General features: G+C 70.7%; 19 protein-coding genes and 1 pseudogene. 9 read left to right on the top strand and 11 right to left on the bottom strand.

The genetic code is table 11. The features are described from left to right. Positions 1-18 precede the first annotated feature (18 nt). Both ACMCNK_RS25070 and ACMCNK_RS25065 read right to left on the bottom strand, forming a co-directional pair. Positions 19-708, bottom strand: coding sequence for a DUF4190 domain-containing protein (locus ACMCNK_RS25070; protein ID WP_412738818.1), 690 nt, complete (start codon positions 706-708; stop codon positions 19-21). After that, positions 705-935 carry a hypothetical protein gene (locus ACMCNK_RS25065; RefSeq protein WP_412738817.1) on the bottom strand — a complete coding sequence of 77 codons (231 nt, stop codon included), beginning with the start codon at positions 933-935 and terminating at the stop codon, positions 705-707. The genes ACMCNK_RS25070 and ACMCNK_RS25065 overlap by 4 nt, the downstream gene beginning before the upstream one ends. 673 nt (positions 936-1,608) lie before the next feature. Here ACMCNK_RS25065 and ACMCNK_RS25060 point away from each other — a divergent pair. Beyond that, complete coding sequence (locus ACMCNK_RS25060; protein ID WP_412738816.1) at positions 1,609-2,418, top strand: HAD family hydrolase; 810 nt, start codon at positions 1,609-1,611, stop codon at positions 2,416-2,418. Positions 2,419-3,048: 630 nt separating this feature from the next. Here ACMCNK_RS25060 and ACMCNK_RS25055 read toward each other — a convergent pair. Then, a complete protein-coding gene (locus ACMCNK_RS25055) occupies positions 3,049-3,807 on the bottom strand; it encodes an oxidoreductase (RefSeq protein ID WP_412738815.1) in 759 nt (252 codons plus the stop codon). Positions 3,808-4,047: 240 nt separating this feature from the next. Between ACMCNK_RS25055 and acs the strand changes: the two genes are divergently transcribed. The 4 genes from acs (at position 4,048) to ACMCNK_RS25035 (ending at position 12,377) form a co-directional block, all read left to right on the top strand. Then, positions 4,048-6,033 carry an acetate--CoA ligase gene (acs, locus tag ACMCNK_RS25050; RefSeq protein ID WP_412738814.1) on the top strand — a complete coding sequence of 662 codons (1,986 nt, stop codon included), beginning with the start codon at positions 4,048-4,050 and terminating at the stop codon, positions 6,031-6,033. A 249-nt stretch (positions 6,034-6,282) separates the two neighbouring features. Continuing rightward, positions 6,283-8,658 (top strand): immune inhibitor A domain-containing protein, encoded by a 2,376-nt coding sequence (locus ACMCNK_RS25045; RefSeq protein WP_412738813.1) that lies wholly within the window; start codon positions 6,283-6,285, stop codon positions 8,656-8,658. Positions 8,659-8,910: 252 nt separating this feature from the next. Further along, the gene (locus tag ACMCNK_RS25040) at positions 8,911-11,286 is read left to right on the top strand and encodes an immune inhibitor A domain-containing protein (RefSeq protein ID WP_412738812.1); all 2,376 of its coding nucleotides are present in this window, start codon (positions 8,911-8,913) and stop codon (positions 11,284-11,286) included. Between the two features lie 167 nt (positions 11,287-11,453). Next, on the top strand, positions 11,454-12,377 hold the full coding sequence (locus ACMCNK_RS25035; RefSeq protein ID WP_412738811.1) for an alpha/beta fold hydrolase: 924 nt from the start codon (positions 11,454-11,456) through the stop codon (positions 12,375-12,377). A gap of 168 nt (positions 12,378-12,545) precedes the next feature. Here ACMCNK_RS25035 and ACMCNK_RS25030 read toward each other — a convergent pair whose 3' ends face one another. The 4 genes from ACMCNK_RS25030 to ACMCNK_RS25015 form a co-directional block, all read right to left on the bottom strand. Further along, positions 12,546-12,911: a hypothetical protein gene (locus tag ACMCNK_RS25030; protein WP_412738810.1), complete on the bottom strand. Its 366-nt coding sequence runs from the start codon at positions 12,909-12,911 to the stop codon at positions 12,546-12,548. Beyond that, positions 12,908-16,048 (bottom strand): SseB family protein, encoded by a 3,141-nt coding sequence (locus ACMCNK_RS25025; RefSeq protein WP_412738809.1) that lies wholly within the window; start codon positions 16,046-16,048, stop codon positions 12,908-12,910. The genes ACMCNK_RS25030 and ACMCNK_RS25025 overlap by 4 nt, the downstream gene beginning before the upstream one ends. Positions 16,049-16,288: 240 nt before the next feature. Next, the gene (locus tag ACMCNK_RS25020; protein WP_412738808.1) at positions 16,289-16,582 is read right to left on the bottom strand and encodes a WXG100 family type VII secretion target; all 294 of its coding nucleotides are present in this window, start codon (positions 16,580-16,582) and stop codon (positions 16,289-16,291) included. Positions 16,583-16,606: 24 nt separating this feature from the next. Further along, complete coding sequence (locus ACMCNK_RS25015) at positions 16,607-16,936, bottom strand: WXG100 family type VII secretion target (protein ID WP_412738807.1); 330 nt, start codon at positions 16,934-16,936, stop codon at positions 16,607-16,609. 347 nt (positions 16,937-17,283) lie between these two features. Between ACMCNK_RS25015 and ACMCNK_RS25010 the strand changes: the two genes are divergently transcribed. The 4 genes and pseudogenes from ACMCNK_RS25010 to rarD all read left to right on the top strand — a co-directional run bounded on the left by ACMCNK_RS25010 (position 17,284) and on the right by rarD (position 21,471). Then, positions 17,284-19,344 carry a type VII secretion protein EccE gene (locus ACMCNK_RS25010; RefSeq protein ID WP_412738806.1) on the top strand — a complete coding sequence of 687 codons (2,061 nt, stop codon included), beginning with the start codon at positions 17,284-17,286 and terminating at the stop codon, positions 19,342-19,344. Between the two features lie 84 nt (positions 19,345-19,428). Continuing rightward, positions 19,429-19,809, top strand: coding sequence for a phage holin family protein (locus tag ACMCNK_RS25005; RefSeq protein ID WP_412738805.1), 381 nt, complete (start codon positions 19,429-19,431; stop codon positions 19,807-19,809). Between the two features lie 373 nt (positions 19,810-20,182). Further along, a pseudogene (locus ACMCNK_RS25000) lies at positions 20,183-20,461 on the top strand (GNAT family N-acetyltransferase); the annotation flags it as partial. Positions 20,462-20,535: 74 nt separating this feature from the next. Continuing rightward, on the top strand, positions 20,536-21,471 hold the full coding sequence (gene rarD, locus ACMCNK_RS24995; RefSeq protein ID WP_412738804.1) for an EamA family transporter RarD: 936 nt from the start codon (positions 20,536-20,538) through the stop codon (positions 21,469-21,471). Between the two features lie 197 nt (positions 21,472-21,668). Here the strand turns inward: rarD and ACMCNK_RS24990 are convergent, their stop codons facing one another. The 4 genes from ACMCNK_RS24990 to ACMCNK_RS24975 form a co-directional block, all read right to left on the bottom strand. Then, complete coding sequence (locus ACMCNK_RS24990; RefSeq protein WP_412738803.1) at positions 21,669-22,376, bottom strand: anti-sigma factor family protein; 708 nt, start codon at positions 22,374-22,376, stop codon at positions 21,669-21,671. Further along, positions 22,373-22,867, bottom strand: a complete 495-nt coding sequence (locus ACMCNK_RS24985; protein ID WP_412740980.1) for a sigma-70 family RNA polymerase sigma factor — start codon at positions 22,865-22,867, stop codon at positions 22,373-22,375. The genes ACMCNK_RS24990 and ACMCNK_RS24985 overlap by 4 nt, the downstream gene beginning before the upstream one ends. Positions 22,868-22,970: 103 nt before the next feature. After that, positions 22,971-23,765 (bottom strand): IclR family transcriptional regulator, encoded by a 795-nt coding sequence (locus ACMCNK_RS24980; RefSeq protein WP_412738802.1) that lies wholly within the window; start codon positions 23,763-23,765, stop codon positions 22,971-22,973. 215 nt (positions 23,766-23,980) lie between these two features. After that, positions 23,981-24,976 carry a polyprenyl synthetase family protein gene (locus ACMCNK_RS24975; protein WP_412740979.1) on the bottom strand — a complete coding sequence of 332 codons (996 nt, stop codon included), beginning with the start codon at positions 24,974-24,976 and terminating at the stop codon, positions 23,981-23,983. Between the last annotated feature and the right edge of the window lie 67 nt (positions 24,977-25,043).

Raw genomic sequence — 25,043 nt, 5'->3', positions numbered from 1 at the left:
AGGCCGCACATGCGTGGCTCAGTCAATGACAATGGTTCCGCCGGACGCCGGGTCGCCGTCGCAGGCGAACCCGTACATCCCCGGCTCGGTGAAGGTGATCCGGTAGGTGTTGCCCTGCCGGATCGGGTTCGCGCCCGTGCCCTGCGGCAATTCGTCGTTGGTGGCGACCAGGCGGCATTTCTTTACGCGCTCATTCACCCACGTGACCGTGGAGCCCGCGCCCAGGGTCGCGCTGCCGGGTGTGAATTCGGGCCAGCCGTGGTCGTCGGAGATGCGGATCTGCTGGTCGCGGACGGCGGCGTGACCGTCGGGCAGTCCACCGGAGACGGGGCCACGACTTTGGACCACGATGGCGACGACTGCGACCGCGGTGGCGGTCACAAAGAAGATCGACCAGCTGATGACGAGTGCCGCCGTGGCGAGACCCCAGCCGCCTTCACCGGTACGACGGATGCGTCGCCGGGCCGCATGCCCGACCGGGATGGCCGCCGGCCAGAACATGAGTGCAAGCAGGAAGGCGGCCACGGCCAGCGAGCAGAACCGCTTGGCATGCTCGTAGTAGTCAGGCGCGTTGTAGGCGCGCTCGATGTAGTTGATGTCGTTGCCGGCCTGGTAGACATCGGCGCCCGCGCGGACTTCGCCGTAGTAGTGCACACCGGACGGCGGCGACGTGGGGACGCGGGCCCGGCCGCGGGCAGGACGACTCATTCCGGCCGCCCGCGGTGGACGGTGAGGTCGCCGCCGGCCTGGGCGACGTCCCGGCAATGGCTGACGTTCCCGAACGACACTCCGCCCGGCCGCTCGGCCGGGCCTCGGCTGACGACCTCGCCCGGTTCGGTTTTCGTACGTTGCCGACGGGTGAACACTCGCCGGGTTATCTCGGACACTCCCGCGGTAACGGCGGCGGTGGCCAGAGCGATCAGGTCGAAAGCCATGAGGGCGCTCCTTTCGGGCAGCTTGGGTCGAACCGTCGGGCACCAGACAGTCCGGCAACCGGCAAAAATACGGCCGTTACCGTTTAGGTGACGGTTCAGTCTGATTAGCGACTATTTAGGCTGTGATGCTCGGTCACGTCGACCGTCGTTCCCCGACAGCAGATGACCGGGAACGCCGCTCGGCTCGCGCACCTGCCCGGATCTCGACGATCAGCGCACGGAAGATCCTGGGCCTCGGTACGGACGCGTTCGCGGCCCATGCTGACGATGAGCCGACTTCCGGCCTCGGGTCGCCAAGAGGGGAGGGGGGCGATGACCCGCCCGTTCCCCACGTCGGGGTCGTCCCCGGTTAGGCGACGACCCCCGTCGGGGGCGACGGGGGTCGTCAAAGATTCGGCTCCGGGGGGGTCGAGCCGAATCCGCTCAGTGATCGCGGGGGGCGCAATCACCGAGGGTCTGGGGTCGCGAGGAACGGTCACACGGGAAACGTGAATCCCAGTCGCACCACAAGCATGCCTCAGTCGCGGGCCGCAGTCGAGTACCGAATGTGACTCAGTGCGACGTTACTGGCGCGTTGCCCGTACCACCAGGGCCCATGGTCGGCTGAGTCGAAACGGTTACCGGCGAGTCGGGCGGGTGGACGTACGGCCTGATGCGGCTACACTTTCGGCCCGTGGGCCGCAGCGCCGCGTTTTTCGACCTCGACAAGACCGTCATCGCCAAGTCCAGTGCACTGGCGTTCGGACGGCCGTTCTATCGCGATGGGTTGATCACCCGGCGTGACGTCGTCAAGTCGGCGTACGCCCAGTTCATGTACCGCCTGGGCGGCGCCGACGAGCAGACCATGGCGCGGGTCCGGGACTACTTGGCCGCCCTGTGCAAGGGCTGGTCCGTGGAGCAGGTCCGCCAGATCGTGGCCGAGGCCATGGACGAGCTGATCAACCCGTACGTGTACGCCGAGGCGGCCACGCTGATCGGCGAGCACCAGGCAGCGGGCCGGGACGTGGTGCTGGTTTCGGCTTCCGGCGACGAGATGGTTCGCCCGATCGGCGAGCTGCTCGGGGTGACCGACGTGATCGCGACCCGGATGACCATCGTGGACGGCCGGTACAGCGGCGAGGTCGCGTTCTACGCGGCCGGGCCGAGCAAGGTGCAGGGTATCCGGGAGATGGCCGCCACCCGCGGCTACGACCTGAGCGAGTGCTTCGCGTACTCGGATTCGCACAGCGATCTGCCGCTGCTGGAGGCGGTCGGGCATCCGACCGCGGTGAACCCGGATCGGGCGCTGCGCCGCGTCGCCATGGAGCGGGCCTGGCCGATCCTGGAGTTCCGCCATCCGATTCCGCTGGGCCGGCGTCTGCGGGAGCGTCCCGCGGTCCCCGTGGCGGCCGCGGCGCTCGGGGTGGGCGTCGGCGTGGCGATCGGCCTGGCCCTGTACGGCCGCCACCGCCGTATCCGGGCCGCCGCCGCAGCGGCGGCCTGACCGCCGCATGTGCGGGACTGGACCGCGACGTGCACCGGCTCTGGCACGGCGGGGACCGCGGGTTGGCAGCGGTTGTCGCCGCATTCGCTGCGGCACGCGCGGCCGTCGTCGGCGCGGTCCGCGGCCTGCGCGTCCACCTCGGCCGGCAGCGTGATCCCGACGGCGACCCGCGCAGTGCACGGCTTCAGCTGCAACCCGGGCGGAACCGTTCAGGTGCTGGCGGATCAGGGCAAACCAGCCCCGATGACCTACCTGGATCAGACCGGTAGGGACGCTGGACAAGGCACCGGCCCGGGCCGCCTGCGGGCGACGATGACCGACGTCTGACTGATTCCATGCAGGCAATTTGCAGGCGGAACCCATGGCGATCTAGCGAGCGGCGGCGTAGAAAGAAGAAGCGGGATTGAGACCGGATCCCGTGCACCGCCACCGGGAACCCACGCGCGATCAGCCACGGCAGGCACGTTGCGGCGGCACCTCAGCGGACCGCCGACAACGACCCAGGTGCACGCTTGATAACCCGGCAGCCGGTGCAGCGGCGGCGCCTCATTCGAGGCGCCGTCCTTGCGTATCCGGCCAAATTCTCACGGTCCGTGTCCGACCGAGCCGCTCGGCGCGACGGCCCGCGCGCTACCGGGGCGCCGGGGCGGCCAGCACCGCGTCGGCGATCGTGACCATCTCGTCCGCGCCCGTTCCGACCGCCGCCGCGTAGTGCCGCAGCCAGGATCGGACGCCGTCCGGCGTACCGGTGGCGTAGGCGCCGGAGGCGCCCACGTACTCCGGCTCGCGCCCGAGGTGCCCGACCTCGACGGCGATCAGGCCGCGGGCGTCGAGACCGCGCCCGATCAGGGTCAGCCGGGCGGCGGCCCGGGCCACCACACCGGCCGGTCCGGCGAACGGGCGCAGCGTGAGCAGTTCGGCGTGCACCACCGCGGCGAGCAGTAGCGGCGAGGTCCGGTCGTTGCCCGCGACCAGCCCGGCCAGGGAGTCCAGCCGCTGGGCAAGCCCGGGGGTCTCGACGAGCCGGCCCAGCGCAGCGTCCGGAACGGCACCGCGCGCCGCCAGGACGTGCAGCTTGGCGAGTACCTGGCGGGGAGCGCGCGGCCACAGGTCCACGAGGCCGCTGAGCGCCTCGGCCACCCGCAGCGCGCCCTGCACGACCGGGTCGGTGACCGTGCCGGCGCGCACGGCCTCCACGTCGTACCGGCTGCCCTCCAGGGCCGCGCTGGCGACGGCCGCGCGCAGGCTGATCTCGGCGGCGACCTGGCCGCCGTTGCGGCGCAGGGCGCGATGGCGCAGGGACTGGTCGACGCGTTCGCGGCCGGCGGCGAGCGCGGGCGCGACATCGGCGAGTTCGAGCAGCGGGGCGAGTGGATCGGTGACTGGCACGGGTAAACCGTAGCCGTCGAAACACCGCCGTCGAAAACACACTCGAAACGGGGGGTGCGCGAAGGGGCTTGCAAGTGACAAGATTCGCGCAGTACCGCGCACGCGGTGCCCGGTTGGCGCGCGCACGCTACCGCTTCGCGCGCCACGGCCCGCAACCATCGCCGGGCACCGGCGCCGCAACTAGTGTTTTGCCCAAAGAGACCCTAGGCCACCCCCCGCACGGCAGAGGAGCCGCCCGCAATGAGCGAGACGTTGGAGAATCTGTACTCCGAGACGCGGCAGTTCCCGCCGCCCGCACCGCTCGCCGCCGCCGCCAACGTGACCGCTGACGCGTACGAGCAGGCCGCGGCGGACCGGCTCGACTTCTGGGCCCGGCAGGCGCAGCGCCTCACCTGGGCCGAGCCCTGGACCCAGGTCCTCGACTGGTCCAATCCCCCGTTCGCGAAGTGGTTCACCGGCGGCAAGCTCAACGTCGCGTACAACTGTGTGGACCGGCATGTCGAGGCCGGCCTGGGCGACAAGGTGGCCATCCATTGGGAGGGCGAGCCCGGCGACACCCGCACGATCACGTACGCCGACCTGCTCGCCAGCGTCAGCCAGGCGGCGAACACGCTCACCGAGCTGGGTGTCGCGGCCGGCGACCGGGTGGCGATCTACCTGCCGATGATCCCCGAGGCCGCGGTCGCGATGCTCGCCTGTGCCCGGATCGGGGCCATGCACAGCGTCGTCTTCGGCGGGTTCTCCGTGGACGCGCTGTCCACCCGGATCACGGACGCCGACGCAAAGGTGGTCATCACCGCGGACGGCGGCTACCGCCGCGGCAAGGCGTCCGCCCTCAAGCCGACCGTGGACGAGGCCGTGGCCCGCTGTCCCGGCGTCGAGCACGTGCTGGTGGTCCGCCGCACCGGCCAGGACGTGACGTGGGGCGAGAAGGACCTGTGGTGGCACGAGACCGTCGAGCGGGCCAGTACGCAGCACAAGCCGGAGGCGTTCGACGCCGAGCAGCCGCTGTACATCCTGTACACGTCGGGCACCACGGGTAAGCCGAAGGGCATCCTGCACACCACGGGCGGCTACCTGACCCAGGTGTCGTACACGTTCCATGCCGTGTTCGACCACAAGCCCGACACAGACGTCTTCTGGTGCACCGCGGACGTGGGCTGGGTGACCGGACACTCGTACATCGTCTACGGCCCGCTCTCCAACGGCGCCACCCAGATCATGTACGAGGGCACCCCGGACACCCCGCACAAGGGACGGTTCTGGGAGATCGTCGACAAGCACAAGGCCACCATCCTGTACACCGCGCCGACGCTGATCCGCACGATGATGAAGTGGGGCGACGACATCCCCGCCAAGTACGACCTGTCGTCGCTGCGCCTGCTTGGCAGCGTCGGCGAGCCGATCAACCCCGAGGCGTGGATGTGGTACCGGGCGAACGTGGGCCGGGACCGCTGCCCGATCGTGGACACCTGGTGGCAGACCGAGACCGGCGGCATCATGATCTCGCCGCTGCCCGGTGTGACCGCCACGAAGCCCGGTTCGGCGATGACCCCGGTGCCCGGCATCTCCGCCGACGTGGTGGACGACACGGCTGCCTCCGTACCCAATGGCGGGGGTGGCTTCCTGGTGCTGCGCGATCCGTGGCCGTCGATGCTGCGCACGATCTGGGGTGATGACCAGCGCTTCATCGACACGTACTGGTCCCGGTTCGGGGCGGGCGCGGGGCACGGCGACGAGTGGATCTACTTCGCGGGCGACGGGGCCAAGCGCGACGAGGACGGCGCGCTGTGGCTGCTCGGCCGCGTCGATGACGTCATGCTCGTGTCCGGTCACAACATCTCGACCACGGAGGTGGAGTCCGCGCTGGTGTCGCACCCGTCGGTGGCCGAGGCCGCGGTGGTCGGCGCGACCGATCCGACCACGGGTCAGGCGATCGTCGCGTTCACCATCCCGCGCGGCAACGTCGACGCCGAGGGCGAGGCCGGCGAGCGGTTGATCCAGGATCTGCGCAACCACGTCGCCAAGACGCTGGGCCCGATCGCGAAGCCGCGGCAGATCATGCTGGTGCCCGAGCTGCCCAAGACCCGGTCCGGCAAGATCATGCGGCGGCTGCTGCGGGACGTGGCGGAGCACCGGTCGCTCGGTGACGTCACGACGCTGCAGGACTCCGCGGTGATGGAGCTGATCTCGTCGGGGATGCAGTCGGGCAAGTCCGAGGACTGATCACCGAACGAACGGGCGGCACCCGAGTCTCGGGGCCGCCCGTTCGTCCTTTTTGTTGATCGACAGGCGTGATGGCCGAGATTTCTTTGGTGCCATCGTGTTAACAACGGATAACTTTTCGTTGCTCAAGGCCTCGCAAGATCTTCCATTCAGTGATTCATTTGCATACGTTCTCCGTCAACCCCGGATCCGGGGCCGATCAGCCGGGACTGCTCAGCCGGTTCCGGCGACCGTCAACGGAGGTACGTAGTGCGCAAGGTGGTCGTTGGACTGCTGGGCGCCGCGATGGTCACCAGCGTCGGGGCCATGCTCCCCGCGGTGGCCATGGCAGCCCCGCCCGCGGATCCGAGCAAGGTCGGTGCCGGACATCGGGTGGCCATGGAGGACCTGCCCAACCCGCTCGAAGAGAAGCGGCGCGAACTGCGCGAGGAGGCGGTCAACGGCATCCTGAAGGGAACCGTCAAGACCGAACTGCGCGGGCGCAGCCTGGTGGCCAAGGTCGGCCGGACCAACGGCGCCACCGGCGGGCGGCGGGTCGCCGCGGCGGGCGCGGACCAGTACGTCGAGCTCGGCCGCCAGCGCACCGACAAGATCTTCGTGATCCTGGCCGAGTTCGGCAACGAGCGGCACCCCGACTACCCCGACGTCGACTCCGACCCGAAGACCCCGGGGCCGGCGACGTTCAACGGCCCGCTGCACAACCGGATCGCGCAGCCCGACCGGCGCGTCGACAACTCCACGATCTGGCAAGCCGACTACAACCGTGACCACTACCAGCAGATGTACTTCGGGCAGGGCGCGGGCGTCGAGTCGCTCAAGACGTACTACGAGGCGCAGTCGTCCGGGCGCTACAGCGTCGACGGCGAGGTGTCCGACTGGGTCAAGGTCAAGTACAACGAGGCGCGGTACGGCCGCAACTGCGAGGACCCGAACACCTGCGACACGCAGAACGCGTGGGCGCTGGTCCGCGACGCCGCCAACCAGTGGTACGCCGACCAGAAGGCGGCCGGGCGTACCGACGCGCAGATCAAGGCGAAACTGGCGAGCTACGACCAGTACGACCGGTACGACTACGACCACGACGGCAACTTCGACGAGCCCGACGGCTACATCGACCACTTCCAGATCGTGCACGCCGGCGGCGACGAGTCCGACGGCGACCAGCAGCAGGGCGAGGACGCCATCTGGGCCCACCGCTGGTACGCGTGGCAGAGCGAGAACGTCGCCGGCCCGGCGGGCAATCTGCTCGGCGGCACCCAGATCGGCTCGTCCGGCATCTGGATCGGCGACTACACCATGCAGCCGGAGAACGGCGGCCTGAGCGTGTTCGCCCACGAGTACGGCCACGACCTGGGCCTGCCCGACGACTACGACACCAGCCCGAACCACACCGAGGACAACAACGAGTACTGGACGCTGATGGCGCAGAGCCGCCTCGGCGCGGCGGGCGAGGCCACCGGCACCCGGCCGGGCGACCTCGGCGCGTGGAACAAGCTGCAGCTCGGCTGGCTCGACCACGAGACCGTCACGGCCGGCACGAGCAAGACCGTCGAGCTGGGCCCGCAGGAGTACAACACCGCCAAGCCGCAGGCCGCGGTCGTGGTCCTGCCGAACAAGGTGATCACCCGCAACCACGGCAACCCGTACGCGGGCCAGAAGCAGTTCTTCTCCGGCAACGCCAACAAGCTCGACACGTCGCTGACCCGTACGGTCGACCTCACCGGGGCCCGGACCGCGGAGCTGCGCCTCAAGGGCCGCTACCACATCGAGAAGGGGTACGACTTCCTGTACGTGGAGGCGTCCACGGACGCCGGGAAGTCGTGGACCGCACTCGACGGCACCGTGGGTGGCGCCCCGTTCGCGAAGGACGGCACGACGACCACCCCCGCCATCACGGGTGCCAGCGACAACTGGACCGACATCGTGGTGCCGCTGACCGGGTACGCGGGCAAGAAGCCACTGGTCCGCCTGCACTACAAGACGGACGCCGCGTCGTCCGAGGGTGGCTTCCTCGGTGACAACCTGTCCGTGGCGGTGAACGGCACCGCGGGCACCCCGGACGGCGCCGAGACCGCCCCGACGTGGACGCCCGCCGGATTCAAGGTCGTCGGCGCCACGAGCACGGAGAGCTTCGACAACTTCTACATCGCCGGCTACCGCAGCTACGTGTCGTACGACAAGTACCTGAAGACCGGGCCGTACAACTACGGCTGGCCCAGCAAGCCGCAGTACGCCGAGCACTTCGCGTACCAGCCGGGTCTGCTGATCTCGTACAACGACGCGTCGCAGGAGGACAACAACGTCAACGAGCACCCCGGCCTGGGCCGCAACCTGATCATCGACGCGCACCCGGCCGTGATGTACAACGTGGCGGGCGATCCGTACCCGTCCCGGATCCAGAACTACGATGCCCCATTCGGGCTGGCCGCGGTGGACTCGTTCACGCTGCACGTCGGCGGCCGGTCGTCGGCCGTCCGGGGCCGGACCGCGCAGCCGCTGTTCGACGACACGAAGTCGTACTTCGACGCCTACACCCCGCAGACCGGCGTCAAGCTGCCCGCGGTGGGCGTGAAGATCCAGGTGCTGTCGCAGAGCGGCACCACCATGAAGATCAAGATTTCCTGAGTACGCACCCGCGATAGCGGACGAGAGGGCGGCCCGTTCCGGGCCGCCCTCTTTGCTTTGTAGCAAAACATCCCGATGGCGTTTTCTTGCGCGATGTGCCTGCCAAAAGTGCAAGATCCATCGTTGCTGATCGATATCAAGATCTTCCCTCGATCGATGTATTTGCATACGTTCTGCGTCAGCCCCGCTACCCGGGGTGGACACCGCCGACGGTGCCAACCCACACGTCGGCTCATGTCGACGGAGGTACGTATGCGCAAGGTGGTCGTTGGACTGCTCGGCGCCGTGATGGTCACCAGCGTCGGGGGCATGCTCCCCGCCGCGGCCGTGGCGGCACCGCCCGCGGACCCCGGGCCCGCCCACGCCGGAGCCCGAGCCCTCGCGGACGACCGGCCCAACCCGTTGGAACAGAAGCGCCGCGAGCTGCGCCAACAGGCCGTGAACGGAATCCTGAAGGGAACCGTCAAGACGGAACAGCGCGGCGGCAGCCTGGTCGCCAAGGTGGGCCGGACCCAGGGCGCCGGCCTGAGCACCCAGCGCCCCGGCCGTTCCGGGGCCAGCCAGTACGTCGAACTCAGCCGCCAGCGGACCGACCAGATCTTCGTGATCCTCGCCGAGTTCGGCAACGAGCGGCACCCGGACTACCCCGACGTCGACAGCGACCCCAGCGTCCCCGGCCCGACCACGTTCGACGGTCCGCTGCACAACCACATCACCGAGCCCGACCGCACCCGCGACAACACCACGGTCTGGCAGCCGGACTACGACCGTGACCACTACCAGCAGATGTACTTCGGCCAGGGCGCGGGCGTCGAATCACTCAAGACCTACTACGAGGCGCAGTCCTCCGGGCGCTACAGCGTCCAGGGTGAGGTCTCCAACTGGGTCAAGGTCAAGTACAACGAGGCCCGGTACGGCCGCAACTGCGCCGACCCCAGCCGTTGCGACACCCACAACGCCTGGGCGCTGGTCCGCGACGCCGCCAACCAGTGGTACGCCGACCAGAAGGCCGCAGGCCACTCCGACGCCGAGATCAAGGCCAAGCTGCAGAGCTTCGACCAGTACGACCGGTACGACCACGACGGCGACGGGAACTTCAACGAGCCCGACGGCTACATCGACCACTTCCAGATCGTCCACGCGGGCGGCGACGAGTCCGACGGCGACCCGCAGCAGGGTGAGGACGCGATCTGGGCGCACCGCTGGTATGCGTACTCCAGCTCCGGGATTGCCGGCCCGGCCGGCAACCTGGCCGGTGGCACCCAGATCGGCGATACCGGCATCTGGATCGGCGACTACACCATGCAGCCGGAGAACGGCGGCCTGAGCGTGTTCGCCCACGAGTACGGCCACGACCTGGGCCTGCCCGACGACTACGACACCAGCGGCGGCTCGAACCACAACAACGAGCTCTGGACCCTGATGGCACAGAGCCGGCTCAACGCGGCGGGCGAACCGCTGGGCACCCGCCCGGGCGACCTGGGCGCGTGGAACAAGATGCAGCTCGGCTGGCTCGACTACGAGACCGTCAAGGCCGGCAAGAGCAAGACCATCGAGCTCGGCCCGCAGGAATACAACACCGCCGACGCGCAGGCCGCGGTCGTCGTCCTGCCGGACAAGACGGTCACCCGGAACCTCGGCGCGCCGTACGCCGGCGACAACCAGTACTTCTCCGGCAATGATGACAACCTGGACACGTCGCTCAGCCGTACGGTCGACCTCAGCACCGCCACGTCCGCGTCGCTGAACCTCAAGGCCCGGTACAACATCGAGAAGGACTACGACTACCTCTACGCCGAGGCCTCCACGGACGCCGGCAAGACGTGGACCGTGCTGGACGGCACGATCGGCGCAGTCCCCTTCCCCAAGGACGGCAACGGCCTGCCCGCGCTCACCGGCACCGCCGCGGCCTGGACCGACATGGTCGTACCGTTGACCGCGTACGCCGGGCAGAAGCCGCTGGTACGCCTGCACTACAAGACCGACGGGGGCGTGTCGTCGGGCGGGTTCTTCGCCGACGACATCGCCGTGACGGTCAACGGCACCGCCGGGACACCGGACGGCGCCGAAGGCGTCCCCGCCTGGAACGAGACCGGATTCAGCGTGGTCGGCTCCACCGCCGAGGACACGTTCGACAACTTCTACATCGCCGGCTACCGCAACTACGTCTCGTACGACAAGTACCTGCGGACCGGCCCGTACAACTTCGGCTGGATCTCCACCAAGCCGGACTGGGTGGAGCACTTCGCGTACCAGCCGGGCCTACTGATCTCGTACAACGACACGTCTGTCAAGGACAACAACGTCAACAAGCACCCCGGCCAGGGCCGCAACCTGATCATCGACGCGCACCCCACGGCCATGTACAACCTGGACGGCAACCCGTGGCGGTCACGCGTCCAGATGTACGACGCCCCGTTCGGGCTGACCAAGGCGGACTCGTTCACGCTGCACCTCGACGGCAAGCCCTCGTACATCCGGGGTCAGGCCGGTCAGCCGCTGTTCGACGACACCCAGTCGTACTTCGACCCGGACATCCCGTGGGCGGGCGTCAAGCTGCCCGCCGTCGGCGTGAAGATCCAGGTCCTGTCCCAGCGCGGCCCCACGATGACCATCAAGATCTCCTGAGTACGCGCAACCGCCGGCGCCCGGGGACCGTGGTCCCCGGGCGCCGTCCCGAGCTGGTGGCGATGCTTCTGGACGGGCTCCGTGCCGCAGCCGTCCGCCTTGCCCGGTCTGGGCGGTTTCTGACCGCGGCACCGCCGTGCGCGCACGCAACGCCTAGGCTGTCCGGCATGAGCGCCCAGGTGGACGAGTCGTGCGTCCTGGTGGAGGGTCCGTGGACCCACCGCTTCGTCGGCGCCAACGGCAGCCGGTTCCACGTCGTCGAGGCGGGCACCGGGCCGCTGGTGCTGTTCCTGCACGGGTTCCCCGAATTCTGGTGGGCGTGGCACGACATCATGACCGCGGTCGCCGACGCGGGCTTCCGCGCCGTCGCCATCGACCTGCGCGGCTACGGCGCCAGCGACAAGCCACCCCGCGGGTACGACGGGTACACGATGGCCGCCGACGTCACCGGCCTGATCCGGGCGCTCGGCGAGCGCTCCGCGATGATCGTCGGGGCGGGTGCGGGCGGCATGATCGGGTGGACCGCGGCCGCCTTCCACCCCAAGATGGTCAGCCGCCTCGTCGTGCTGGGCGCCGCCCACCCGCTGCGGCTGCGCGCAGCCCTGTTCGCCGACCCGCGCGGCCAGTTCGCCGCCACCTCTCCCATGCTGCGCTTCCAGGTGCCCCGCTACGAGCACGTGCTCACCCGCGACGACGCCGCCCTGATCGGCGAGCTGATGCAGCGCTGGAGCGGCCCAGCCTGGGCGCAGACAGACGAGTACGCGGCGTACGAGGCGCGGTGCCGGGAGGCGATGCAGATCCCGCAGGCGGCGTTCTGCGCGCTGGAGGCGTACCGGTGGGTGTTCCGGTCGGCGATTCGGCTTCAGGGCTACCGGTTCGTGAAACTCATGCAGCGCCCGCTCATCACACCGACCCTGCAACTGCACGGGGCACTGGACACCGCAACGCTGCCCCGCACCGCGCAGGGCTCGGGCCGCTACGTCATCGCCCCGTACGAGTGGCGCCTCGTCGAGAACGCCGGCCACTTCCTGCACCGGGAGGCGACCGAGGCGGTGACCGGCGAAATTCTCCGCTGGGTCAAGGCGAGCTGATCCCGGACCGGTCCGCAGCCGCCGGCCCCACGCTCAAGGGGCCCGGCCGGCCCGCAGCGGCAGGCCCGACGCTCAAAGGGCTCGGCGTTGGCCGACTCAGGTCCGGTGCTCGAAGAGTTCGGCCTGGCCGACTCAGGCCCCACGCTCGAAGAGTTCGGCCTGGCCGACTCAGGCCCGGTGCTCGAAAATTTCGGTGACCTCGTTGGCCGGGGCCCAGCCCTGGTAGACGCCGAAGTCGAACTCGTCCAGCCCGAGCGCGTGCGCCACCGGCGCGCGGCCGCCCGTGTACTCCAGGCGCAGCCAGGAGTCCGCCTCGGCGAGCACGATGAACGGCTCACCGCGCCACGTGCACGTCGTGCGCACATACGAGAGGTCGTCGCACTCGTCCGGCCCCAGCACACGCAGGTGACGGCCCGGCCGCACCTCGTCGAAACCCGCGCCGGGTTCCGCCGAATAGATGCGCACGTTGTCGCCGTCGGGCGCGGCCTCGTACTCGCGGCCCTGCCAGGTCGCCACATACCCGTCGCGGATCACCGCTGCTCACCGACCTGACGCCAGACCGGCCCGTCGCAGTCGAGCACCGCGACCAGCGCCTGCGTACCGTCCGCGTCGATCCGCCACAGCTGTGCGCCGTGCGGCAGCCGGACGCTGTCCACCTTGAACTCCGCGATCACGTCACGCCCCTCACCGGGTGCGAAGCCGTTGCCGCGGAACGGCGCACGCTCGATCACCCAGCCGTCCATGGCACGGAGGGCCTGCTCGTTCTGCCCGCCGTACGGAATGCGGTACAGGCTCGGCCGGTACGCGGGCCAGCGCAGCACGTACGCCTCCTTGGCGTCCGCCTGATGCGGCGACCCGTCGTGGATCAGCCCCAGTGCCGCGAAGAGTTCGGCCGGAGTGCGCAGGTGCGCCACTTCGCCCGCCCGGTGCACGAAACCGGCCACCCGGTCGTATCCCCGCTCCAGGAAGTAGTCGACCTGGTGCGGCGACACGGTCTTCTGCATGACCGTGGCGTGCTGGGCCGGATCGCTGGCGCGCTGCGGCAGGGGCTCCGGCACCTCCTCCGGCGCAAGCGGCTCGTCGGCCGGGTCGAAGCCCAGCCCCGACTCGACCGCCCAGTTGGCGAGCGCGATGACCTGCGGTCCCGGGTACGTGGCACCGACGGGGCTGCCGGGGTTGACCGCGAACGACCAGGCCGAGTCCGGCCAGTTGCGGATGAGTTCGACGAACCGCACCGAGACCGTACGCGTCGGCTCGGCGTAGTAGTCGGCCAACCGGTCACGGCTGGTGAACACGACCAGGTACGGCTCGCCGCTCAGGTCCTCGGTACGGAACGCGAACCCCGACTCCCCCGGCGCGCTGCCTGGCCGGGAGGTGCCCGCGACCGGTACGAGGACCGTGGCGAGCAGCAGAGTGGACAGGAACGCGTCGGTGCTGCGGCTGCCCGCGGCGATGTAGAGATCCTGTTCGACCGGGTTGGCCGGGATGAAGTCGTCGTCACCGACCGAAGTGTCGTGGTCCTCGACCGCGGGTTCCTGAGACGGCTGGTCGTAAGACGGTAGATCCTGAGACGGCCGGTCGTAAGGCGTCTGGTCCTCAGACGGCCGGTCGTAAGGCGTCTGGTCCTCAGACGGCCGGTCGTAAGACGTCCGGGTGGGGCTGTTCGGCGGCCTGCTGGTGGGTTCCTCGGTCTGGCTTCCGGGCGCGCTGTCCTCAGACGGCCGGTCCAGAGCTAGCCGGCCTGCAGCGGCCTCGCGCCCGGATTGCTGATCATCCGCCGCCCGGTCCGGTGCGGGCTGGTCCTCGGCGTCCCGGTGATCCGCCGCGAGCCGGTTCGCAGGTTCTCCGCCAGCCGCCGCCCGGCCCGCATCCAGGGCGTCTGGAGCGGGCGAGAGTGCCTCGCCGATCGAAACCCGGGACTTCTCCCGATCATCACCGGGCGCGGAGGAGAGATCCGAGCCGGATGCCGGAACATCACCGGCCGGCCGGCTGGCCACGGTCTGCGCGATCCCGCCGCCCGGATGGTCGCCGGACGTCCGCCCGGTCACCGTCGCGGTCCCGCCCGACGGACTTCCGGAAGCGGAGTACCCAGCGGTCGCGGTGCTGCTCGGGTCTCCCAGGCGCGCACCGCCGACCGGCTCCGAACCGCCGCCTGCCGACGGGCCGGCAGACGCGATCTGCTCCGCGGCCGGGCTCCCGGTCTGCTCCGCCGCCGGACGCGCGATCTGTTCCGCTGCTGGGCTCGCGGTCGTCGTCGCTGTGGGCATCAGGGCCGGCGCGCCGGTGTACGGCGACGGATCCCCGGCCGCACCGGGGACACCCCGGGTGTCGCCGGGCTGGCCCGTGCCGGCGACCGCCCCAGGAATGACGGGCGGCACGATCCCGGGTCGCGCTCCGGTCAGAGCACCGGCCTGGCCTGCACCGGGCGGCCGTGATCCGGAGACCTCCGGCCGTGGAACGGCCTGACCGGGCTGGACCGGCGAGGCGGGCCTCGCACCGCCCGGCTCGGCCGGGGTCAACGGCTGGCGGCGCGGCAGCGGGTCTGCCGACCCTGGCGGAACCACGCCGGCAGAGGCCGGTCCAGGCAGAACAGGTCCCGCCGGGATAAGCCCAGCCGAGGCCGGACCGGGCGAAGCAGGCCCAGCCGAAGCTGGTCCAGCCGATGCCGGACCTGCCGAAGCCGGCCCAGGCGGAACCGGGCCGGGCGGAACCGAGCCGGGCGGAACCGAGCCGGCCGAGACCGGGCCGGAGCCATGACCGGCGGAGATCGCCGGCTGAGATGCGCCGGTCGTCAGGTCACCGGCGGGCTGGCCGGTGGAGAGATGCGTGGGCACGGGCGGCGTCTGGGCCATCGGCGTGCGGGTGGGCAGCGGTGCGTGCGGGTCTTGCAGCGGAGGCAGCTCAGGGCGGGTGTACTGGGCCTCGGACGGCACGGAAGGAAGGCTGTATGCAGCGGGCGTGCTCGACGACGGGTCGACACCCGTGGCCGCCTGACCGCCCGGGACCCGGGACGGCAGGCCGCTCGGCAGGACCGTGCCCGGCACTCGGATGGGCATGCCGCCGGCGCCGGGGATCTCCGGATCCGCCGGGAACCCCGCGCCAGGTGCCGACTCGGTCTCCGCGCGATACGGCGCGACCCCACCGCCAGGCCCGCCGAAGCCGCCAGGCTCGCTCGAGCCGAGCGGACCACCCTGGCCGGGTGTGTTGACCGCTGCAGCAGCCGCGGGCATGTCGAGCTGCTGCTGGCCCGGACGGGTCGCCTCGCGCACCGGGCCGCGCGTCGGAAGCCGCAGGTCACCACGGGCGAGCTGAGCGACGAACCAGGCGGGTAGGTACCCCTCGATCGGGAGGCCCGGGTTGACCGCAAGCCACCACTCGAGGTTCGGCCAGGTGTTGGCCAGCTCCAGGTATGGCACACGGCGGGCCGAGCCGGTGTAGTCGGCCAGACACGCCTGCATGGCAGACGTGGACGTGAAGGCCAGGACATGGGTGCGCCCACCGGTGCTCCACGTCCCCCAGCCCAGCGGTGCGAGACCGGCCAGCGCGTCGGCCGAGACCGGGAGCAGGAGGTCGACACCGGCGAGAATGCGGAAGTAGGACTCCTGGTCATCGGTGCGCAGCGCATCGCGCATCGCCATCTCGGCGTCCGTCGCCGGTTGCCACTCGGACACGTCCACCTCTCCCTTCGCGGCGAACGCGGGCCATCTCAACGCGTACAACCTACAAGGTCAGGGCGCGATCACAATGGGCGGCCGTACGGAGACAACCAACTCGGGTGTAACCCGGCACGAACGTTGTTCCTGGCACGAAAGTGAATCGCCGATTCACGTCGCACACGGGAGCGCCGTGACGACGCTACGTGAGCAAGCCGCCAAGCGCCAGGCCCGCCCGCCCGGCACCGGCCGGGCCGCCTATTGGAAGCGATGCTGCGCCCTGCGCTCCGTGTCCTGATAGTCGGCGGCCGACTCGTCGACCGCTACCTTGATCTCCCGCAGGATGTTCTGCAGGTCCCGCGACGCCCGCTGCCATCGGTGCTGCCGATCCGCGTACGCGGACTGGGCCGCGCCGCTCCAGGTGGCGACCAGTGGCCGAGCGTCGCTTTCAAGCTGCGTCAGCTGCGACTGAAGCTCGTTGAGCGCCTTCTGGATGTCGGCGCTCGCCTGCTGCAGGGCGCCGAAGTTGACCAGGAGCAAGCCGTTGTCCATCGAAACCTGTCCTCCCGTGCGATCTCAGAGGGGCAGCGTGTAGCTGCCGCCGGACTTGGCCACGCGGGCGGCGGCCTGGCTGTCGGACGCGTCGTAGCTGACTCCGGAGGTACGGATCGCCTCCGCCGTCTCCAGCAGGGCCCTGTTGAGGTTGCTGAGGTCTCGTGCGTACTGGCCCCTGACCTCCTCGAACTTCTGGGCACCCAGGCCCTTCCAGGCGCCACCAAGAACGGACAACTCGGACATCAAGACGTGCAACATGGACTGCAATCCGCTGTTGACGGTCTCGAACTTCGCGGCGGTCGTCGCCATCACCGCGGACTCTGCCTGCGTCTGGGACACCCCGGACGTCACCCCGCTCCCTCGCCTCGGTTGCCGCGGCACCGCTCCAGAGTGGACAGGTCGTTTCGAGGCGACCGTCGGTGCCCGAATCGGAGCTCTCAGGCTAGCCCGTTCCCGCCCTTGCGTGGGGACGAACGCGAGCAGCCGCCGCATGTCTGAGGCCATGACCGTAACGGGTTTACGGGTCCGTCGACAGTGGAGCCGGGCCGCGTTGTGGACAACCCGCGTCTCCCGCGACCCGCTGTCCACAGCCCCCTGCGCACATGCCCGAGGAGCCCTACGATTGGCCGCGCGGGAACTGCAGGGGCCGGTGACCTCCTGCACGGCATCAGCCCACATGTCGGCGAGGGGAGGCGGCGGTGACCACGCTGGCGGACAGGCACCTTCCGTCCGAGACCGGGGTGCCCGATCCTTCGCTCCAACGCCAGTCCCGGCCAGGCCGCGGCCTTCTCTTCGGGGTCCGGCCCGGTCAGCTCGTCGGCACCCAGCTCGCCGCGGTCGCTGCACTGATCGGCGCGGCGCACGGCCCGTTCGCCTTGGCGGCCGGCGTGGCGCTTGCGCTGTTTCTCCTGGCCGCGAGCTGGCTGCGCATGCGCGGCCGATGGGCGTTCGAGTGGCTGGCCGTCGCGCTGCGGTTCGCCGGGCGCTGCCACGCCGTACCAGTCGACGCCGCGCCGACCGCCCTACTGGAGTTCGTGGCGCCCGGGACCCACGTCGAGCACATGGACCTGGTCGGCGATCCGGCGGCACTGCTCGTCGATGCCCACGGGTTGACGGCGGTGCTGGAGCTCGGCGACCCGGGCGGCCTGCTCGCGGAGGACTTCCCGTTGCTGCCGGCGCCGGGCAGCCTGCTGCCGCCCTCGGGCGCGGAGCATCCGCCCTGCCGCATCCAGCTCGTGCTCACCGGCGTTCCGGCGCCGACGATGCGGGCGGGCAGCGGCACCGCGGCGAATTCGTATCGTCAGCTCACCGAAGGGCGCCTGCTCGGGCACAGCCGTGCGCTGCTCGCCGTCCGGGTGCTGCACGCCGACGGCTGGTCCCCCACCGACCTGCGGCAGGCGTTGTCCGGGCTGGTGCGCAAGCTGCCGAAACGGCTCAGCCCGGTGCCGGTCCGCCCACTCGGCGCGGCGGCCGCCATCCGCACTGTCGCCGAGCTGGCCCACGACGACGGCGCCGGGTCCGCCCAGGAGAGCTGGTCAGGTCTGCAGATCGGCGGGCTGAGCCAGGCCACGTTCCGGGTGCACACGTGGCCCGAGGCGAGTCACGACACCGCGCCACGGCTCGTGGCGCGGCTGCTCGCCCTGCCCACGACAGCCACGACTGTGGCGTTGGGTGCCGGGCCCCGCGGCCCCCTCGACGGTGCGGCCACGATCGATCTGACCATCCGCCTGGCCGCCGCGGATCAGGCGTCTCTGGGCGTCGCGGCCCAGGCGCTGCGTGCCGCGCTCACCGCGGAGGGGGCGGATGCCGGCCGGCTCGACGGCGAGCACCTCGACGGCCTGGCCGCAACCCTGCCACTCGGCGGTGCCAGCAACGGCCCGAGCGCGACACTGCCGCTCAGCGGCGCCGTAAACGGCCGGGGTGCAACCCTGCCACTCGGGGGCGCCAGAAACAGCCCGCGCGCGACACTGCCGCTCGGCGGCGCCGCAAACGGCCGGGGTGCAACCCTGCCACTCGGCACCGCCGGAACCGGCCAGGCCGCAAACCTGTCGGTCGGCAGCGCCGGAACCGGCAGCGGCGACGCCGTCGTGACCAGCCGGCCCACGGGAGTCGGGCATCCGGCCACGCTCGCGGACGGCCTGGAGCTCACGGTCGCCGTCGCAGGCCTGATGCTGGGCACGAACCGGTACGGCGACCCGGTGGTGGCCCGATTGTTCCGGCCCGAGCAGACCCGGGTCCTCCTGGTCGGGGGCGTGCGCTGCGCACAACTCGTGGTGCTGCGGGCCATGGCGTTGGGCGCGCGGGTGATCGTGCAGACCGCCCGGCCGCAGTCCTGGGAGCCGTTCGTCCGGGGTGCCGCGGTGCCCGGCGAGTCGATCGCGCTCATTCCGCCCGGTCGCGCCGCCGAGGTCCCGCCCGGATCGGCACTACATCCCCTGCTCGTGGTCGTCGATGTCGGCCCGGTCGGGGCAGACTCCCGCCCGGGCGCCGGGTTCCAGGCCACCCTGGTCGTCCGCGACGAGGTCGGCCCGGCCGACGTGGACGTGGCGACCCGCGCCGACCTGCTCGTCCTGCAACCGCTGCGGCCGGATGAGGCGGCCGTCCTCGGGCCCGCGCTCGGGTTGGGTGAGACCGCGCCACTGCTGACGCGCATCCGCGCCGACATGGTGGGCATCATCAACCGGCGGGCGGTGCGCTGGGTGGCAGTCGCACAGACGCCGATCGAGGCTCAGCTGATCGGCCCTCCCGACCGGGGCTGATCCGCGGGCTTCCGGCAACGATCTGCGCAAGATCGCGGGGGTGTCATAGCTGGCAGTGGCGCGCCCATGGCACCATCCGGTCCCATGGGCATCATCATCCGGTTGGTGATCACCGCGGTTTCGCTGTGGATAGCCACCATCTTCATCGACGGCATCCGGTTGACCACGGATTCCCTGCCATCGAAGATCGTCACGTTGCTCGCGGTCGCCGCGATCTTCGGCCTCATCAACGCGATCCTGCGGCCGATCATCAAGCTGCTCGGCTGCGGCCTCTACGTGCTGACCCTCGGCCTGATCGCGTTCGTCGTCAACGGGGCACTGTTCCTGTTGACGAGCTGGATCGCGGGCCAGCTCAACCTGCCGTTCCACGTCGACACCTTCTGGCCCGCCGCCGTCCTCGGCGCGGTGGTGGTCGGTGTCGTGAGCTGGCTGCTCAACATGCTGGTCCCCGACGGCGACGACTGACGCGTCACCCGTGCTGACCCGGTGCCGCGACGGCTACCTGCTCACCGACGATCCCGATCGCCTCGACCTCCCGCTGGTCCACCGATGGCTGTCCACGGATGCCTACTGGGCCATGGGCCGGACGTACGAGCAGATGACCACGGCGGTCGCCGGCTCCTGGGCGCTCGGCATCTACGCGGGCGAGCCCGGATCACGGACCGCCCGAGACGCGAGCACGCCCGGATCACGGACCGCCCGAGACGCGAGCACGCCCGGATCACGGACCGCCCGAGACGCGAGCACGCCCGGATCACGGACCGCCCGAGACGCGAGCACGCCCGGATCACGGACCGCCGGGGACGCCAGCGGATCAGCGGTTCCTCTGGCAGATGAAGGCCCGGGCGGGCAGGTTGCCTTCGCACGGGTGGTGACCGACGGCGCGGTGTTCGCGTACCTCTGTGACGTTTACGTCGATCCGGCGCATCGGGGCGTCGGCCTCGGCCGCTGGATGGTGGGCGCCGTGCGCGACGACCTCCTCGAGCGCGGCATCCGGCGGTTCCTGCTAGCCACCAGGGACGCACACGGCGTGTACGCCCCGCTCGGCTTCACCCCGGTCGATGCCGCCCGCTGGATGGAGTGCGATCTGCGACACACCGACGTCCTGCCGCGATGACCGTCTCGCGCGGCCGCCCGTGAGCTGCAGCATATGCAAGGACCGCTCCCCTTAGCGCAGCTTACTGTTGGCGAATGACCGATGAGCGCCGTGGATACGCGTACGGGCTGACCGCGTACGTCATCTGGGGTTTCTTCCCGATCTACTTCAAACTCCTGCGGCCCTCGGCCCCGCTGGAGATCCTGGCGCACCGGGTGATCTGGTCCGTGCTCTTCGTCGGCCTGGTGCTCGTCGGCATGCGCAACTGGCGCTTCCTCGACCGCCTCGTCCGCGACCGGCGGCGTCTCGCCGGGGTGGCCCTGGCGGCGGTGTTCATCGGCCTGAACTGGGCGACCTACATCTACGGCGTCAACTCGTCGCGGGTGGTCGAGACGGCCCTCGGCTACTTCATCACGCCGCTGGTGGTCGTCCTGCTGGGCGTGACCGTGCAGCGGGAACGGCTGCGCGGGTGGCAGTGGGCGGCGGTCGGGGTCGGCGCGCTCGCGGTGGCGGTGCTGACGGTCGACTACGGCCGGCTGCCGTACATCGCGCTGGCGCTGGCGGCGACGTTCGGCTCGTACAGTCTGATCAAGAAGCGGTTGTCGCTGCCGCCCGCGGAGGGCCTGTTCGTCGAGTCCGCGGTCCTGGCGCTGCCCGCTCTGGCCTACCTGGGCTGGCTGAGCTCGACAGGCCACGCCACGTTCGGCCACGTCTCGGCGGCGCACACCGCGCTCACGGTCCTGTCCGGCGTGGCCACGGCCGTGCCGCTGCTGCTGTTCGCGGCGTCGGCGAACCGGGTCCCGCTGGTCGGCATGGGCATGATGCAGTACGTGGCGCCCATCCTGCAGCTCGCGTGCGGGGTCCTGATCTACCACGAGCCGATGCCGGCCGCGCGGCTGGCGGGCTTCGGGCTGGTCTGGGTCGCGCTGGTCATTTTCACGGTTGACGGCATCCGCCGGGCCCGCGCATCGAGCCGCCTGGCGGCCTCACACCCGGAAGCAGCCGCCGCAGCAGCAACCTCCCCGGCCTGACGACTGGGCAAACCGACGAACCAAGAACGGCCGACGAACCAAGCACGGCCGACGAACCAAGAACGGCCGACGAACCAAGCACGGCCGACGGACCAGGCAAGACGACGGGTCGAGCAGGGTGGCGGCCGAGCCGGTAGCCGCCACCACCGAACCGGCCGCCGCCCTACCGCCTCGCTGACGGACCCGCGTGGGGCCTGTCAGGGGACGTCGTAGGCGAGCAGCGCCCTGCCATCACCGCGCACCAGCTCCAGGCGCGACAAGGCGCCTTCGGCGAAGTGCGTCACGGCCGGGATGATGAACTCCTTGCCGGGCGAGGCGGTCCAGGAGCCGATCTGTTCCTGCTGGTCGTCGGGCCCGTACGCCAAGAGCCGGATCGTGTACGGCTTCAGGTCGGGGCTCTTGCGGCTGTAGAAGCAGACCAGGTTGACCTTCGTGCCCCCGGCCGTCCCGGACAGGTTCACCTGTGCCGACACCGGCAGCTCGGCCGCCAGCGGTGTCATGGCCACGAGGGGTCCGGGCGGTTTCCCGTCGTTGCGGCCGGTCCCGTCCATCCAGAACACCAGCCCCGCGCCGACGACAAGCGCCAGGCATGCGGCGGCCGCGAACGTGCCGAGCACCCGCGCACGCAACCGCTTACGCTCCCGGCGTCGGGTCGTCTGGGCTGCCTGGACCAGTTCGGGAGTGCGGTTGCGCGCCGGGCGGGCCGGCGGCAGGTCCGGCTGCAGCAGCCGCTCCAGGTCCGCCGGGTCGAGCCGGCCCAGCAGCCCGGGCAGCACCGCGATGTCCGCGACGGCTTCCCGGCAGAACGAGCAGGTGGCCAGGTGCCGCTCGTACGCGGCCCGCTCGGCCGGGGAGAGGGCACCCAGGACGTACGCGCCGTCGTCGTGCTCGTGGTCGCACCTCATCCCGTCACCCCCATCTCGTCCAGCGCCATCCGTAGCGAGCGCAGCGCGTAGTGCGTGCGCGACTTCACCGTGCCCGGCGGGACTCCCAGCCGGGCGGCCGTCTCCGCGATCGACCGGCCCCCGTAGAAGCACTCCACCAGGACTTCCCGGTGTTGCGCTGACAGCCTCGCCATCGCTTCTGCGACCGTCCATGCCTCAACCGCCCGGTCGGCCTCGTCGGCACTGGGCGGTGGCTCCGGAATCATGTCGGTGATCACCTCGCCCACCCGCACCGACCGGCGCCGCCAGGCGTCAATCGCCAGGTTGCGCGCGGTGGTGAACAGCCATGACCGCACCGCACCCCGCTCCGGGTCCAGCGCCTCGGGATAGCGCCAGGCCCGCAGCAGCGTTTCCTGTACCAGGTCTTCCGCCCGTTGCCGGTCACCGCCGGACAGTCGGACGGCATGCGCGAACAGCGCATCCCCGTGTTCGTCCTGCAGAACGCGGAGCAGCTCGGCATCCTGATCCATCACGCCTGCCGCCCTCCCCTCGCGTCCCAACCTTTCTTACGGCCGAGGGGGTGGTGCCGGTTCAACAGAGTCTTAGGCCCGCACGTCAGGCCGTCGCCGCGTCCCCTGCCGAGAGGGCGTCGGCGACGCTACGGGCGGCGGTCGCCAGCTTGGCGCGGATCACCCGCGCGGACGTCAGCATCTCCGCCGCGGGCAGCGCGCAGGCCAGGACGAGCCGGCGTTCCATGTCGCGGTCCGCGATCACGACCACCGCGCCGCATGCCACGCCCTGCCGGAACTGGCCCATCTCCAGCTGCATGCCGCGCCGCTCCCCCGCGGCGAGGTCCGCCTCCAGCGCCTCGGGGGTGGTGAGCGTCGCCGGGGTGAACGGTCGCATGCCGTAGTCGCGCAGGTACCGGGCGCGCTGGTCGGGGGTGAGCGTGGCCAGCAGCGCCTTGCCCAGAGCGGTGGCGTGCCCGGCGTCGTCGAACCCGGGGGCCACATCGTCGAGGAACGGCGAGCGGGGCCCGTCGGCGGACGCGGTGATCGCGATCCGGCCGCCCACGAACCGGCCGAGGTAGTGGCTGTATCCGGTGTCGACCGCCGCGCGTCGCAACGCCTCACCGACCGCGGGCGGCCCGCGGAACGCGGAGACCAGCTCCCGGTACCGGTCGGCGATCTCCAGGCCCACGATGTACGTGCCGTCCTCACGACGGATCACATAGCCCTCGTACGCCAGAGTGCGCACAAGGTGGTACGTGGTCGCGACGGTGAGCTCGCACCGCCGCGCGATCTGCTTCACGGTGAGTCCGCGCGGGGCCCGACCGACCGATTCCAGTACGCGCAACGCGCGTGACACGCTCCGGATGAGGTCCGAGGGCTCCGCCAGGGGGTCGCGCACAGCCACCTCCGACGCCGGGGACTTACACCATATGAAGAATCGTGCGCGGACGGAATGCCTGAGAGCCGTGCAGAAATGCCGATCTGCACCCGGGTGCCGTCCATCGGCGTTCATCTATCGATGGTTGCCCTGTTCAGGGCGCAGCGCGGCACCCGTCCGGTGCCGCGAAGATTTCCCGGCGCCCGTCACCAATGTGGACGGAGCCGCAGGGAACGTCAGCTCGTACGGTCCGCGATGAAGTCGCACAGCGACTCCATCGCCCGTCGCGCCGGCCCGGCCGGCAGCGGGGTGAGCTGGGCGCGCGCCTCCTCGGCGCACGTCCGGACGGTCTCGCGGGCCCGCTTCAGCGCCACCGACTCGCGCAGCAGGCCGAGCGCCTCGGCGTGCAGGGCGTCGTCCGTGATCGGGCCGGCGGCGAGCAGCTCGCGCAGGCGCACGGCCGAGGCGTCCGTGTCGTCGCTCTCCAGCGCGTACAGCACCGGGAGCGTCGGGACGCCCTCACGCAGATCCGTGCCAGGGGTCTTGCCGGACTGCACCGACTCGGACGAGATGTCGAGCAGGTCGTCGGAGAGCTGGAACGCGATCCCGATCGTCTCGCCGTACCCGGCCAGGGCGTTCACGTGCTCCGGGGTGGCCGCGGAGAACAGCCCGCCGAAGCGGGCCGAGGTGGCGATCAGCGAGGCCGTCTTCTCCGCAATGACGTGCAGGTGGTGGGCGATCGGGTCGGTGCCGCGCGGGCCCACGGTCTCGGCGATCTGGCCGTGCACCAGCCGCGCGAACGTCTGCGCCTGCAGGTGCACCGCCTCGGGCCCCAGGGAGGCCGCAATGTCGGCGGCCCGGGCGAACAGATAGTCGCCGACCAGGATGGCCACGGAGTTGCCCCAGCGGGCGTTCGCGCTCGGTGCGCCCCGCCGCACGTCGGCCTCGTCCATCACGTCGTCGTGGTACAGCGTCGCCAGGTGAGTGAGCTCCACCACCAGCGCCGCCGGCACCAGGTCGGGGGACGAGAAATCCCCGAACTGCGCCCCCAGCGCCACGATCAGCGGCCGGAAACGCTTGCCCCCGGCATCCATGAGGTGCCGCGCAGCCTCGGCCACCAGCGGGTCGGCGCTGGCCACGTTCTGCCGCAGCGCGTCCTCCACAGCGCTCAGCATCGCGGACACCGACGCGTCGATCGCGGGGTCGATGTCGAGGCCGAGCGAGTTCAGCACACTCTCACCGGTGCTCACCACGCTTTCACGATGCCATATGCCTCGGCGGCATCCGGCCCAGGGGTAC

Source organism: Krasilnikovia sp. MM14-A1259 (assembly GCF_047159535.1).
In the GTDB taxonomy this organism is placed as follows: Bacteria; Actinomycetota; Actinomycetes; order Mycobacteriales; family Micromonosporaceae; genus Actinoplanes.
The sequence above is the reverse complement of the archived record's forward strand: the minus strand, read 5'-3'. Positions and strand labels throughout refer to the sequence as shown.